Here is a 13,447-nt window from a genome sequence, read left to right as displayed (position 1 = left end):
GACCCTGGCGGGCGGCCTTCCCGGTCGCCCGCCTTTTTAAAAGCGAGTGACGTAGGTATGTCCGGCTATCTTCTTCGACGCAGCATCGGGGCCCTTATCGTCATGTGGGCGGTGGCGACGCTGGTCTTCTTCATGCTGCGGATCGTTCCCGGCGACCCCTTCGCAGCGATGATGGCGGACGCCGGCGACATGGAAGCGGTCGAGGCGCTGCGCCGTAAGTTCGGCCTCGATCAACCGATGTACATCCAGTACCTGAAATGGTTTTCGAACGCGCTTCAGGGCGACTTCGGCACATCGATCTACGGTGCCCGGGTTCCGGTCCAGCAACTACTGCTCGAGGCCATACCCCGCACGCTTTCAATCGCCGGGCTGTCCTTCATCATTGCCCTGATTATCGCGGTTCCCGCCGGGCTGATCGCCGCCACAAAACGCAATACGGGCTGGGATCACGGCGTCACCCTCTTCGCCTTCCTCGGCCTCAGCATGCCGGACTTCTGGCTGGCCATCCTGCTCATCGTCTTCCTCGCAGTGAACATCTCGTGGCTGCCCGCCATCGGCTATGAACCCCTTTCCGCCGGCTTCTGGCCATGGCTCTCGCACCTCATTCTGCCGGCCATCGCGGTGGGTACGGGCTTTGCCGCCATCATCGCCAGGATGATCCGCTCCGCCATGCTGGAGGTTCTGAAAACCGACTACATGAGGGTCGCCCGGGCCAAGGGCCTGAAACAGTCGACGCTGATGATCTATCACGCCCTGCCCAACGCGTTGATCCCGGTGGTGACGGTCATCGGCATCGCCTTTGCACTGTTGATGTCCGGTGCCGTGGTGGTCGAGAACGTGTTCTCGATCAAGGGCCTCGGGCGCCTGCTGATTCAGGGCATCCTCAACCGCGATTATCCGGTGGTCCAGGGCGCGATCCTGGTGGTCTCGGCGATCTTCGTCTTCAGCAACCTTCTGGTCGACATGCTCTACGGCGTGATCGACCCCCGCATCAGGTACGATTCATGACACAGGAAGCTGTTCTCGACCGGGCCGGCGCGGCCCCCCGGCGTTCCTCCGGCTGGGCCCGTTTCGCCTCCCTGATACTGGCCGACAAGAAGGCTCTGGTCGGACTTGTCATCCTCAGCCTTTTTGTGGTGGCTGCAGTTCTGGGCCCGGTGCTCTCGCCCTACGACCCCAACGCCATGGACTTCGACATGATCGTCGGGCCGTCCTGGACCCACCCGCTTGGCACCGACGACCTGGGCCGCGATCTTCTCAGCCGGCTGATCGTCGGCACACAGATATCGCTTTTCGTCGGCGTGTCGACCGTCGCGATTGCGCTGGTCCTTGGGGTCGGGCTGGGTGTTCTGGCCGGCTACCTCGGCGGCTGGGTCGACCACGTCATCATGCGCTACATCGACCTGCAGTGGGCCTTTCCGAACTTCATCATCGCCGTCTACCTGGTCGCCGTGCTCGGCACCGGCCTGGTCAACGTGATCGTCGCCATCTCCCTCGCCTTCGTCGATGATTTCGCCCGCATCGCCCGCAGCATGGTGCTGTCGATCAAGGAAGAACAATACATCGCCGCGGCCCGCACTGTCGGCGTTTCCGACTTCCGTATCATGTGGCGCCATATCCTGCCCAATGCGACGGCGCCGATCATCGTTCAGGCCACGGTCAGCGTTTCCTATGCCATTCTGGGCGAAGCCAGCCTGTCTTTTCTGGGCCTGGGGGTGGAAGCCGCCACGCCGACCTGGGGCCTGATCCTGTCAGAGTCGCGCAGCTTCATATCCCGCGCCTGGTGGCTTGGCATCTTCCCCGGCCTCGCCATCATGCTGACGGTTCTCTCCATCAACTTCCTCGGCGATGCCTTGCGCGACTTCCTCGACGTGCGCGAAGGCCGGGGCATTTAGGGCGGACCATGACAGCGCAACCCGAAGCCGGTATTGCCGAACTGCGCAGAGACATCGACAGCGGTGAAACCACTGCGGTCGAGGTCACCGCGCAGTATCTGGCGCGCATCGACCGGATGGACGCCCGGGTAAATGCCGTCATGGAGATCAACCCCGAAGCCACGGCGATTGCCCAGGCTCTTGATAAAGAAAGGGTGGCCGGAAAACCGGTAGGCCCCCTTCATGGCATTCCGGTCATGATCAAGGACAATATCGATACAGCCGACCGCATGATGACCACGGCCGGCTCCATCGCCCTGGAAGGCAACCGAGCGCAGAAGGATGCTGCCGTCGCGGCGCGCCTGCGCGCCGCCGGCGCCGTGATCCTCGGCAAGACAAATCTCAGCGAATGGGCAAACTTCAGATCCAGCCGTTCATCCAGCGGCTGGAGCAGCCGCGGCGGTCAGACGCGCAACCCCTATGCCCTGGACCGTTCCCCCGGGGGCTCAAGCTCCGGTTCCGCCGTGGCGGTGGCCGCGAACTTCTGCACCGTCGCGGTCGGTACGGAGACCGACGGCTCCATCGTCAGCCCGGCCGCTATGAACGGCGTCGTCGGCATCAAGCCGACCGTCGGGCTGGTTAGCCGCAGCGGGATCATACCGGTCTCCCACAGTCAGGACACGGCCGGCCCCATGGCACGCAGTGTCGCCGATGCTGCCCTGGTTCTGGGCGCCCTCGCCGGCAGCGACCCGGAGGATCCGGCAACGGTGGATGCAGACTGCTGTCGGGCCGAGGACTACACGAGTTACCTGGACAAAGGCGGGCTGCGGGATGCAAGGATCGGCGCCATACCCGACCTTGCCGGGATGCATGAAGGGATCGCAAAAGTCTTCGCGCACAACCTGACCGCCATCCGCGAAGCCGGCGCCCAGGTCGTCGATGGGATTTGCGTTACGACGCCGGAGGTCGTTCGCGCCCAGGAACTGCAGGTTATGACCAGTGAGTTCAAGGCCTGTTTGAACCGCTATCTCGCTGCGCTGCCCCCCGGCCCGGGGCCGCATAACCTGGAAGCGCTGATCGCCTTCAACGAGGAAAACCGAGCGCGGGTGATGCCCTACTACCCGCAAGACCTGTTTGAGAAGTCGCAGGCAACCGCGGGTCTGGAGGATCCGGCGTATCAGAGCGCGCGCGAGACCTGCCTGCGGCTGATCCGAACCGAGAGCATCGACAAGGCCATGAACGAGCATCAACTGGACGCCCTGGTCGTGCCGACCACCTGCGCGCCCTGGCTGATCGACTGGGTAAACGGCGACAACCGTTTCGGCAGCAGCGCCTATCTTGCCGCCATCTCCGGATATCCCAGTATCACGGTTCCCGCCGGGTATCTTTTCGGCCTGCCGGTCGGCTTGTCGTTTATCGCTAGGGCCTATCAGGAGCCGGCACTGATTCGCTTCGCCTACGCATTCGAGCAAGCCACGCAGATCCGCGTACCGCCCGGTTTCGCAGAAACCGCCAAACTGTAATCCCGTCTTACCCGGAAAACCGGGATGCCAAGAGGAAACCGCCTTGACCGCATTTACGACCCGCCCTGAAATCCTCGGCACCTTCGGTGTTGTGACATCGACGCACTGGCTCGCATCGGCCGTCGGCATGTCCGTTCTTGAACGCGGCGGCAACGCCTTCGACGCCGCCGTTGCGACCGGCTTTGCCCTGCAGGTGGTCGAGCCGCATCTCAACGGGCCGGCGGGCGAAGTCCCGATTATCTACTACACCGCCCAGGGCGACGAAGTGCAGGTGCTTTGTGGACAGGGCGTCGCGCCGGCGGCGGCGAACATCCAGGCGTTCCAGGATCTCGGCCTGGACATGATCCCGGGAACCGGATTGCTGGCCACGGTCGTTCCCGGTGCCTTCGATGCCTGGATGCTGATGCTGCGCGATCACGGAACGATGGAACTGAGCGAACTGTTGGAACCGGCGATCGCCTACGCCACAGAGGGCTATCCGGTAATCCCCAACGTCAGCGCCACGATTGAAAACGTCCAGGAAACTTTTGAGAACGACTGGCCGACATCGGCAGCGCTCTATCTGGCCAAGGGCGTGCCCGAAGCCGGCAGCCTGTTCAGCAATCCGGTGCTGGCGGAAACCTACCGCCGGGTCCTGCGCGAAGCCGAAGCCGGCGGACGCAATCGCGAGGACCGGATAGAGGCGGCGCGGCGCGCCTGGTATCGCGGCTTCGTGGCAGAGGCAATGGACCGCTTCTGCCGGGAGACGGAGGTGATGGACGCCAGCGGGCGCGCCCACTCCGGCCTGCTGACCGCCGACGACCTGGCCAACTGGAGTGCAACGAAGGGGGCCCCGGTCACCGGCGACTACCGGAACTTCACCCTCTGTAAAACAGGTCCCTGGGGCCAGGGCCCGGCCGCCCTGCAGACCCTGGCCTTACTGAAGGGCTTCGATCTCGACAAGCTTGCACCGGACGATCCGGACTTCGTCCATCTTGTCGTCGAATCTCATAAACTCGCCTTCGCCGACCGCGAAGCCTACTACGGCGATCCGGACTTCGCTCCGGTACCGACCGAGACCTTGATTTCCGACGATTACGCCGACGGGCGCCGCAGCTTGATCGGGGATGAAGCGTCGGTTGAGTTGCGGCCGGGCGACATTCCCGGGTTCGGTGCCGAGCCCATTGTCCGCATCGCCGTTGATGACGGCTCAGGCGAAAACCCGCGCGGCAGCGGCGAGCCGACCATGGCGCGCTTTGCAAAGAAGGAAGACAGCGTCGCCGATACCGCACTGGGCGATACCTGTCACATCGACATCATCGACCGCTGGGGAAACATGGTATCGGCAACCCCCAGCGGCGGCTGGCTGCAAAGCTCACCGGCGATCCCGGAACTGGGTTTCTGCCTTAACACCCGGGCGCAGATGTTCTGGCTGGACGAACGCATGCCTTCCGCCCTCGCCCCCGGGCGACGCCCGCGCACCACCCTGTCGCCTTCCCTAGCCCTGCGTGACGGGCAGCCCTATATGGCCTTTGGCACCCCCGGTGGCGATCAGCAGGACCAATGGTCGTTGCAGGTCTTCCTGCGTCACGTTCACTTCGGCCTCAACCTTCAGGAAGCCATCGACGCGCCGGAATTCAACAGCCTGCATTTCCCCAGTTCCTTTCATCCCCGCGAATGCGAGCCCGGGAAGTTGAAAATGGAAGGGCGTTTCCCGGAAGCCACCATCGAGGAACTGCGCCGCCGCGGCCACGATGTCCAGGTCGAAGATGACTGGAGCCTCGGGCGGGTGACGGCGGCTGCCAAGGACGGTGACATCCTGAAGGCCGCAGCCAACCCGCGCTTCATGCAGGGGTATGCCGTCGGGCGCTGACGCCGCCGGCCCTATTCAATTTTCCTCGCCCGGAAGACTCTCTCTGCGCCTCGGTTTCGGCGTCCGAGGATAATTTCCATCGCCGAAAATCAACCGTCATCCAGCCAGTTCTTGACGCAAAAATTGTATCCGCACAATCAATCTAACCCTGGCGTTCATAAATCATACGTGCAAACGTAAAAGAAAAAATCCCAGTAAGCGAACAGCGGCGGGGAGCCCGTTCCGGGCACCGCTGAAACAGAGGTGGGGGAAACATGACGGATACTTTGCTCGTCGGTATCGACGGTAGCGAGGGGGGTGCCCGCGCAGCGGACTTTGCCGCACAACGCGCCAAGGAAAGCCAGGCACGGCTGGTCGTGGCCTACGTGATCGAGTGGTCGCCTTACAGCTTCAACACACCACAGGAAAACGAGGTTCGCCACAAGCGGCGCGAGGAAGAGATCTCGCGTGCCGAAAGCGATGTTGTCGGGCCGGTCCTGGAGTCGCTCAAAAACCAGGGCGTGGAGGCAACAGGCGTGGTCCGCCACGGCCATGCCGCAGACGTACTGAGCCATTTGGCGAAGGAAGAAAAGGTCAATCAGGTCTTCATCGGAAGGCGTGGCCTGACCAAGATGCAGGCTCTGCTGTTCGGCAGCACGGCGGGCACCCTGGTCCAGATTTCGCCGGTTCCCGTCACCGTCATTCCTTGACCGGGACCGCGAGGGCCAAGCCCTCAAGCAAAAAAGCCTGTTCCCACAACAAAGGGAACAACGCGCCGCGGGGGGATCGCGGCAGAAAAACAAAGTGAGGCTTCCATGAAAAAACTGCTAGCGGCCTTCCTGACCGCATTGCTCTGGGCACCGGCGAGCTGGGCCCAAGACTCCACAGAGATGGCGATAAGCCTGGATGAGCAGATCAACCAGGCGATTTCTCCGGTCACCGACGTGATCGCAGGTGTGATCTTCTATTCGGTGCCGGTCAACGACGAAATCGCCATTCCGGTCATCGTCGTCTGGCTGGTCGTCGCCGCGCTCTTCGCAACGATCTATTTCAATTTCATCTCGGTGCGCGCCTTCGGCCATGCGGTCGAACTGGTGAAGGGCGACTACTCAGACCCCAAAGATGCCGGTGAGGTCTCGCACTTCCAGGCGCTCGCCACCGCGCTCTCCGGCACCGTCGGCCTGGGTAACATTGCCGGTGTCGCTATCGCCGTTTCCATCGGTGGCCCGGGCGCCACCTTCTGGATGATCCTGGCGGGTTTCCTGGGCATGTCCCTGAAATTCGCCGAGTGTACCCTGGGTGTAAAATACCGCAACGAGTACGCGGACGGTTCGGTCTCCGGCGGTCCGATGTATTACCTGAGCAAAGGGCTGGCCGAGAAAGGCATGGGCGGTCTCGGCAAGGTGCTCGCCGTGTTCTTTGCCATCTGCTGCATCGCCGGTTCGCTGGGTGGCGGCAACATGTTCCAGGCCAATCAGTCATTCCAGCAGTTCGTCAACGTCACCGGCGGCGCGGACAGCTTCATGGCCGACAAGGGCTGGCTGTTCGGCCTGATCGTCGCCGCGCTGGTCGGCGTGGTGATCATCGGCGGCATCCAGTCGATCGCCAAGGTGACGGAAAAAGTCGTGCCCTTCATGGCGGTCATCTACTGCAGCGCCGCGCTCATCATCATCGTCATGAACATCGACCAGGTACCTTCAGCCATCGGCGCCATCATCGGCGGCGCTTTCAACCCGGAGGGCGTGGCGGGCGGTGCCATCGGCGCCTTGATACAGGGCTTCCGCCGGGCGGCCTTCTCCAATGAAGCGGGCATCGGTTCAGCCTCCATCGCCCACTCGGCGGTGCGCACCAAGGAACCGATCACCGAGGGGCTGGTCGCGCTGCACGAACCCTTCATCGATACGGTGGTGATCTGCACCATGACAGCGCTGGTCATCGTGATCACCGGCACCTACACGGCCGGCGGCGGCATGAGCGGCGTCGAACTCACCTCCCTCGCCTTCGAGAGCGCCTTCTCATGGTTCCCCTATATCCTGGCGGTCGCGGTGATCCTCTTCGCCTTCTCCACGATGCTGTCGTGGTCCTACTACGGGGCGAAGTGCTGGACCTACCTGTTCGGCGAAAGCCGTTCGATGGACCTGCTGTTCAAGCTGATCTTCTGCATCTTCGTGGTGATCGGCGCCTCGATGAACCTGGGGCCGGTGATCGATTTTTCGGACTCGGCGATTTTCGCCATGTCGATCGCCAACATCATCGGGCTCTACATTCTCTTCCCGGTGGTGAAGCAGGAGCTCACGTCCTACTGGTCCCGCCTGAAGAGCGGAGAGATCAAGAAATATGCCGCCAGCGAGAGCGGCGCATAACCTGTCGTCAAAGGACAGTCAGCGAAAACCGGCGACCCAGGGGTCGCCGGTTTTTTCTTCGCCTCTTGGAATTTTTCCTGATGGCTTTCCGATCAGCGTGCGTAGCCGCTCCACTTGCCGCGGCCGTCGAAAGTCGTCTGCCCGGCGGGCACCTGCTCGGTCACAATCTGATCAACAGCACCAGCCGAAGGCTGTTCCACCGAGGTCAGACCCTGGACTGCAAACACGCCAAGCGCCATCAGGGCGGTTACCGCGACAATCCAGCGCAGCGTCAGGAAAAGGCTTCTTCCCAAGCCCGCGCCGTCGTCAAAACCTGCACCGCCGCCAAACGGCTGGGGGTGGATCGGGGATTGAATAGTCGACATAACTCTCTCCTCATTCAAGGACGGGGCCAGGCCTTGGCGGCCTCTTTAGGCCTGCGCGCTGGCGCCCTTTTCATCTCCGCTTGCCCTTAGATGTGAGCCTTTAAGCCACTCCGCGCAAACGACTTGTTCTCATCCGAGGAATTAGAGAATCTAATGACCCAGAGCACTGGGCCTGGGGCCACGGCATGGTATATGCTGGCCGCTATGGCCCCTTCGACACAGAGCGAAACCCCGCCGGACGGCCGGCTGGCGGAGAACATTCTCTACTTCGCGCGCACCTTGCGGGCGGCGGGTTTGCCGGTCGGGCCGGGCAAGGTGCTGGATGCATTGCAGGCGACCGCCACGGTCGGGCTTTCCCGGCGCGAGGACTTCTACTGGACCCTTCACGCCATCTTCGTGAACCGTCGCGACCAGCAGGAGCTGTTCGATCAGGCTTTCCACATGTTCTGGCGCAATCCAAAGATCCTGGAGCGGGTAATGAGCCTACTGCTGCCCGACATCACACCCCTGGCCGGGCATCACCCGGACAACGCCGAGGAACTGAGCCGCCGCCTGACCGACGTTCTGAGACCCAAGGGTTCCGAGGACGACGCCCTGCGCGAAGAGCAGGAGCAGACCGAGATCGACGCGGTCATGACTTTCTCCAGCAAGGAAATCCTGCAGGAGATCGATTTCGAGAAGATGTCCGGCGCCGAGCTGGCTGAAGCCAAGCGCGCCATCCAGGCCATGCGCCTGCCGATCATGGAAGTACCGACACGGCGCTTTCGCCCGGCGCAGCAGGGACAGCGGGCGGACCTGCGGGCCACCATGCGCGCCGGCCTGCGCAGCGGCGGCGATACCATTCCCCTGCGCTGGAAGCGCCAACGCCGGCGCCATCCGCCTCTGGTCGTGCTCTGCGATATCTCCGGCTCCATGAGCCGCTATTCACGCATGCTGCTGCATTTCATGCATGCTGTTACCAACGACCGCGACCGGGTCCATAGTTTCGTCTTCGGCACACGGCTGACCAACATCACCCGCCATCTGCGTCACAAGGATGTCGACGTTGCGGTGGAAAAGGTCTCGGACACCGTGGTCGACTGGTCCGGCGGCACCCGGATCGGCGCCTGCCTGCACGACTTCAACAGGGTCTGGGCAAGACGAGTCCTGGGCCAGGGTGCGGTGCTGCTGTTGATCTCCGACGGCCTGGACCGCGACAACGCCGAGGGCCTGGCCGGCGAGATCGAGCGCCTGCACAAATCCTGCCGCCGGCTGATCTGGCTCAATCCCCTCTTGCGCTACGACGCCTATGAGCCAAAATCAATGGGAGCGAAGGCGATGATCGGCCATGTGGACGATTTTCGCACGATTCACAACCTTGAAAGCCTGAGCGAGCTCTCGACGGTTCTCAGTCGCCCCGCGATGCGGCGGGAGGAAGGATTGACGTCATGGCAAAGCAAGAAACGGTAACAGCCGGCGCCGAAGACCTGCTGGCCGAAGCCCTGAGCTGGCGCGGTCAGGGGCACAAAGTCGCCCTGGCCACTGTGGTCTCCACCTGGGGCTCCTCCCCGCGCCCGGTCGGCAGCCAGTTGATCGTCGACGATCAGCTTCGGCTGCAGGGTTCGGTTTCCGGCGGCTGTATCGAAGGCGCGGTGGTTCACGAGGCACAGGCAATCATGGGCGGCGCAGCGGCCAAGTTGCTGGAGTTCGGTGTCTCCGATGAGCAGGCCTGGGAAGTGGGTCTTGCCTGTGGCGGCACGATCCAGGTTTTCGTCGAGGTCGTCGAATGAAGCGCCCTCTGCTCGAAGCCCTGCAGGCCGCGCGGGCGGCCAAGCATCCGACCGCCCTGGTGACCGACCTCAACGACGGGCGGCAGACCCTGATCGCCACCCAGGTCGCCGGGGGCGAGCCGCAGGGCGATCTCCCGCTCACGGCGATGCAACGCACCGCGGTCGAAGCCGCGGTGCTGGCGGATCGCAGTGGCCCGCTGGGCGAAGATGCGAATCTCTTCGTCCATGTCTACAATCCACCGCTGCGACTCGTCGTCGTAGGGGCTGTTCATATCAGTCAGGCCCTGGTGCCCATGGCGCAACTGGCCGGCTACGAGGTGCTTGTGGTCGACCCGCGCAAGGCCTGGGCCAACAGTGAGCGCTTTCCGGCCGTCGAGCTGGTGGACGGCTGGCCCGACGAAGCGCTCCGAGGCCTTGCTCCCGATCACCGGACCGCCGTCGTCGTGCTGACCCACGACCCAAAACTGGACGATCCCGCGCTGGGCGTCGCCCTCCGCTCCCCGGTCTTTTACATCGGGGCGCTTGGCAGCCGGAAAACCCATGCCGGGCGATTGAACCGCTTGCGCGACGACGGCCTGGACGACTCCGCGCTGGCACGCATTCACGGCCCTATCGGCCTCGCCATCGGCGCGCGAAGCCCGGCTGAAATCGCCATCGCCATCCTGGCACAGATGACCCAGGTGCTGCACGGGGCGACGCCACTGGTCAAAGAAACGCCACTTGGCTCCGACGCGGCAGCGGCACAATGATCTTCGGCGAGGTTCCGGTTAGTGACGCAGCGGACAGCATCCTCGCGCACTCGCTGCGCGCGCCAGGTATCGCCTTCAAGAAAGGCCGTCGCCTTTCCGGGGAAGACATCGCAACGCTGACGGAAGCCGGTATCGACCGCCTGATCGTCGCCCGCCTCGAAGCCGACGAAGTCCATGAAGACGAAGCCGCTACCGCCCTGGCCGTGGCCATCATAGGGGACGGCCTGACCGCCAGCGCCAGTTTCACAGGGCGCTGCAATCTGATGGTCGGATTTCGCGGCATCCTGGTGGCCGAGCGGGAGCGCATCGACGCCCTGAACCTGGTCGACGAAGCGGTCACCCTGGCAACCCTTGGCCCCTATGACCTGGTGGAGCCGCGCCAGATGGCGGCGACCATCAAGATCATTCCCTTCGCCATCACCCGGCATGTTCTGGACGCCTGCCTGGCCGTCGCCGGCCAAGGCAAGCCACTGCTGTCCGTCGCCGCCCTGGCACCGCGCAAGGTGGGCCTGCTGCAAACTCTCTTGCCGGGAACGAAGGAAAGCCTGCTCGACAAGACAAGAGACGTTGCGAACCAGCGCCTCGCCCTGCTCGACTGCGCCCCTGCCGAAGAGCTGCGCTGCCGTCACGATGAGGGTTCAGTCGCCCAGGCACTTGGCACGCTTGCATCAAAGGGCTGCGACATCGTTCTGATGTCCGGCGCTTCGGCCGTCATCGACCGGCGGGATATCCTGCCCGGCGGGCTTGTTGCCGCCGGCGGCAGGGTCGATCACTTCGGCATGCCGGTGGATCCCGGAAACCTGATCCTGCTTGGCGATCTCGGCGGCCATCCGGTCGTCGGCCTGCCCGGCTGCGCCCGCTCGCCCAAGCTGAACGGCTTCGACTGGGTCCTGCAGCGTCTCGTCGCGGGATTGCCAGTCACCCCCCGGGAAGTTATGAAAATGGGGGCCGGCGGCCTGTTGAAGGAGATCGCCAGCCGCCCCCTGCCCCGCGCCGAAGCGGTCGAAGAGGCCAGAAGCCTGTCCCGCGCGCCGCGCATCGCCGCCGTGATCCTGGCGGCCGGACAGTCGCGGCGCATGGGAAAAGCGAACAAGCTGCTGTTGCAGGTCGACGGCAAACCCATGGTGACCCATGTGGCGGACAGCCTGCTGGCCTCTCAGGCCAAGCCTCTGGCAGTGGTCACCGGTCATGACTATGCCGCGGTGGAAGCGGCCCTGCCCGACGGACGCTTCATCCTCACCCACAACCCGGATTTCGCCAGCGGGCTTTCCTCTTCCCTTAAACGGGGCCTGGGCGCCCTGCCGGAAGAGATTGACGGCCTGCTGGTCTGCCTCGGCGACATGCCGCGGGTTTCGCCTGCGACCATCGACCGGCTGATCGCGGCTTTCGATCCCTTGGAAGGCCGCGCGATCTGCGTGCCGACCTGGCAGGGAAAACGCGGCAACCCGGTACTCTTCGCCCGGCGTTTCTTTGCCGAGATGCAGGAGGTGGCCGGCGACATCGGCGCGCGCGCCCTGATCGGCGAGCATGCCGAGGCGGTCTGCGAAGTGCCCATGGATGACGACGCGGTGCTGGTGGACGTCGATACACCGGAGGCCCTGGCCGCGCTTGAGGCTTAGACTCTTGTCAGTTCAGACGGCACCGACGTAAGTCGACAACACCCCGGAGGGCGATCTATTGGCGTTTCGCCGCCTTGTCGCGGATGAAGTTGACCACCGTCTCCACCACTTCGCGGTAGTTCAGAAGATCGCTGTGCATCGCCGTCTCATGAAACAGCGCCTGCTTGGGCTGAGTGGCCGCTTCATAGAGCTTCCGCCCGAAACGAACCGGAACCACGTGATCGCGTTCCCCGTGCAACAGCAGCAGGGGTGACTGGATCGCCCCGATACGCGCCTGGGAATCCCAGGCGTCGTGGATCAGCAATCGTACCGGAAGATACCAATAGTGGGCCGCCGCAACATCGGCGATGGAACTGGGAGGCGCCTCCAGCACCAAGGCGGCCGGCGGGCGCTCGCTGGCCAGGGCGACGGACACCGCCGTTCCCAGAGACTCGCCAAAGATGACGATCTGTTCTGCCCGATACCCCTGAGCCATAAGCCAGTCGTGCACCGAGCGGGCATCGGCAGCGAGCCCCTCCTCGCTCGGCTTACCAGGATTGCCGCCATAGCCGCGGTAACCGGTGATCAACAAGCCGAAGCCGGCGTCTATCAGCGGGCGCATTTTGGGTACCCGGTCGCCGCGGTGGCCGGCATTGCCATGGAAGTAAAGGATCACCGGCTGTTCGGGGCCGGCCGGCGGATGAAACCAGTGGGTCAGGACAAGACCGAGCTCGGGTTCGGTTTCGATGGATTGCAGGCCCGGCAAGCCATGATCGAGAAGCCTGGGAACGTCGGTCGCGGCGGGATAGAGCAGATTGCGCTGGGCGAAGAACATGATCAGCAGGACAACGGCATAGCCACCCAGCACAGACCAAACGAATACCATGGAAAAGGCCCTCATCTCTGCATCCACTTATCCCTCTTCGCGGCCATCAGTTTAGCGGCAAATCGTTGACGAATTCCGTAGTAGCACAAGGCTCACGGCCATTCCCGGGAATCGCCGGGGAAATCCGCCCGCTGTGGCCTTACTACGCAGAAGCGGTGACCGCTGGGCGCCTCCATCACCCACCAGGTCTTGACCTGCGCGATGCGTTTGGCGCCCAGTGCCTCCAGTCGGCTGACTTCGGCCTCGATATCGTCTGTTTCAATATCTATATGGGCCCGGCTGGGGTGGTCGACCTGCTGCAGCAGCAGCTTGGGATGCTCACTGGGGGTCTTGAGGTCGCGGTAGCGTGGATCCTGACCGTCGCGTAACGGCGCCGCCGGCCAACCAAGCGCTTCACCCCAGAACTGCACATCACGCTCAAAATCATCGCTTTGGCAGTCCAGCACCACTGCGGTAAGACGGCTCTTATGCATTCTGCATTCTCCCAGG

Annotated in this window: 13 protein-coding genes; 10 read left to right on the top strand and 3 right to left on the bottom strand. The window is 63.5% G+C overall.

The window, feature by feature from the left end:
* The first annotated feature begins 57 nt into the window (after positions 1-57).
* The 6 genes from HBA54_RS00755 to HBA54_RS00730 all read left to right on the top strand — a co-directional run bounded on the left by HBA54_RS00755 (position 58) and on the right by HBA54_RS00730 (position 7,591).
* The gene (locus tag HBA54_RS00755; protein ID WP_167220400.1) at positions 58-1,008 is read left to right on the top strand and encodes an ABC transporter permease; all 951 of its coding nucleotides are present in this window, start codon (positions 58-60) and stop codon (positions 1,006-1,008) included.
* Positions 1,005-1,895 carry an ABC transporter permease gene (locus HBA54_RS00750; RefSeq protein ID WP_167220399.1) on the top strand — a complete coding sequence of 297 codons (891 nt, stop codon included), beginning with the start codon at positions 1,005-1,007 and terminating at the stop codon, positions 1,893-1,895. The genes HBA54_RS00755 and HBA54_RS00750 overlap by 4 nt, the downstream gene beginning before the upstream one ends.
* A gap of 8 nt (positions 1,896-1,903) precedes the next feature.
* The gene (locus HBA54_RS00745) at positions 1,904-3,397 is read left to right on the top strand and encodes an amidase (RefSeq protein ID WP_167220398.1); all 1,494 of its coding nucleotides are present in this window, start codon (positions 1,904-1,906) and stop codon (positions 3,395-3,397) included.
* A gap of 43 nt (positions 3,398-3,440) precedes the next feature.
* Positions 3,441-5,249, top strand: coding sequence for a gamma-glutamyltransferase family protein (locus HBA54_RS00740; RefSeq protein ID WP_240932432.1), 1,809 nt, complete (start codon positions 3,441-3,443; stop codon positions 5,247-5,249).
* A 254-nt stretch (positions 5,250-5,503) separates the two neighbouring features.
* Complete coding sequence (locus HBA54_RS00735) at positions 5,504-5,938, top strand: universal stress protein (RefSeq protein WP_167220397.1); 435 nt, start codon at positions 5,504-5,506, stop codon at positions 5,936-5,938.
* Between the two features lie 105 nt (positions 5,939-6,043).
* A complete protein-coding gene (locus HBA54_RS00730) occupies positions 6,044-7,591 on the top strand; it encodes an alanine/glycine:cation symporter family protein (protein ID WP_167220396.1) in 1,548 nt (515 codons plus the stop codon).
* 92 nt (positions 7,592-7,683) lie between these two features.
* On the opposite strand, the gene HBA54_RS00725 is transcribed toward HBA54_RS00730, so the two are convergent.
* Positions 7,684-7,956, bottom strand: coding sequence for a hypothetical protein (locus HBA54_RS00725; RefSeq protein ID WP_167220395.1), 273 nt, complete (start codon positions 7,954-7,956; stop codon positions 7,684-7,686).
* 153 nt (positions 7,957-8,109) lie between these two features.
* Here HBA54_RS00725 and HBA54_RS00720 point away from each other — a divergent pair, with 153 nt between their 5' ends.
* Genes HBA54_RS00720 through HBA54_RS00705 form a run of 4 tightly spaced genes read left to right on the top strand, consistent with a single transcriptional unit; the run spans position 8,110 to position 12,093 of the window.
* On the top strand, positions 8,110-9,405 hold the full coding sequence (locus HBA54_RS00720) for a vWA domain-containing protein (RefSeq protein ID WP_240932431.1): 1,296 nt from the start codon (positions 8,110-8,112) through the stop codon (positions 9,403-9,405).
* On the top strand, positions 9,384-9,725 hold the full coding sequence (locus tag HBA54_RS00715; RefSeq protein WP_167220394.1) for an XdhC family protein: 342 nt from the start codon (positions 9,384-9,386) through the stop codon (positions 9,723-9,725). The genes HBA54_RS00720 and HBA54_RS00715 overlap by 22 nt, the downstream gene beginning before the upstream one ends.
* A complete protein-coding gene (locus tag HBA54_RS00710) occupies positions 9,722-10,474 on the top strand; it encodes an XdhC family protein (protein WP_167220393.1) in 753 nt (250 codons plus the stop codon). The genes HBA54_RS00715 and HBA54_RS00710 overlap by 4 nt, the downstream gene beginning before the upstream one ends.
* On the top strand, positions 10,471-12,093 hold the full coding sequence (locus HBA54_RS00705; RefSeq protein WP_167220392.1) for an NTP transferase domain-containing protein: 1,623 nt from the start codon (positions 10,471-10,473) through the stop codon (positions 12,091-12,093). The genes HBA54_RS00710 and HBA54_RS00705 overlap by 4 nt, the downstream gene beginning before the upstream one ends.
* Before the next feature lie 55 nt (positions 12,094-12,148).
* Here the strand turns inward: HBA54_RS00705 and HBA54_RS00700 are convergent, their stop codons facing one another.
* The gene (locus HBA54_RS00700) at positions 12,149-12,958 is read right to left on the bottom strand and encodes an alpha/beta hydrolase (RefSeq protein WP_167220391.1); all 810 of its coding nucleotides are present in this window, start codon (positions 12,956-12,958) and stop codon (positions 12,149-12,151) included.
* A gap of 92 nt (positions 12,959-13,050) precedes the next feature.
* Positions 13,051-13,431, bottom strand: a complete 381-nt coding sequence (locus HBA54_RS00695; RefSeq protein ID WP_167220390.1) for a VOC family protein — start codon at positions 13,429-13,431, stop codon at positions 13,051-13,053.
* Positions 13,432-13,447: the final 16 nt, after the last annotated feature.

This window comes from Pelagibius litoralis, assembly GCF_011683915.1.
GTDB classification, from domain to species: Bacteria; Pseudomonadota; Alphaproteobacteria; order Kiloniellales; family Kiloniellaceae; genus Pelagibius; species Pelagibius litoralis.
The sequence above is the reverse complement of the archived record's forward strand: the minus strand, read 5'-3'. Positions and strand labels throughout refer to the sequence as shown.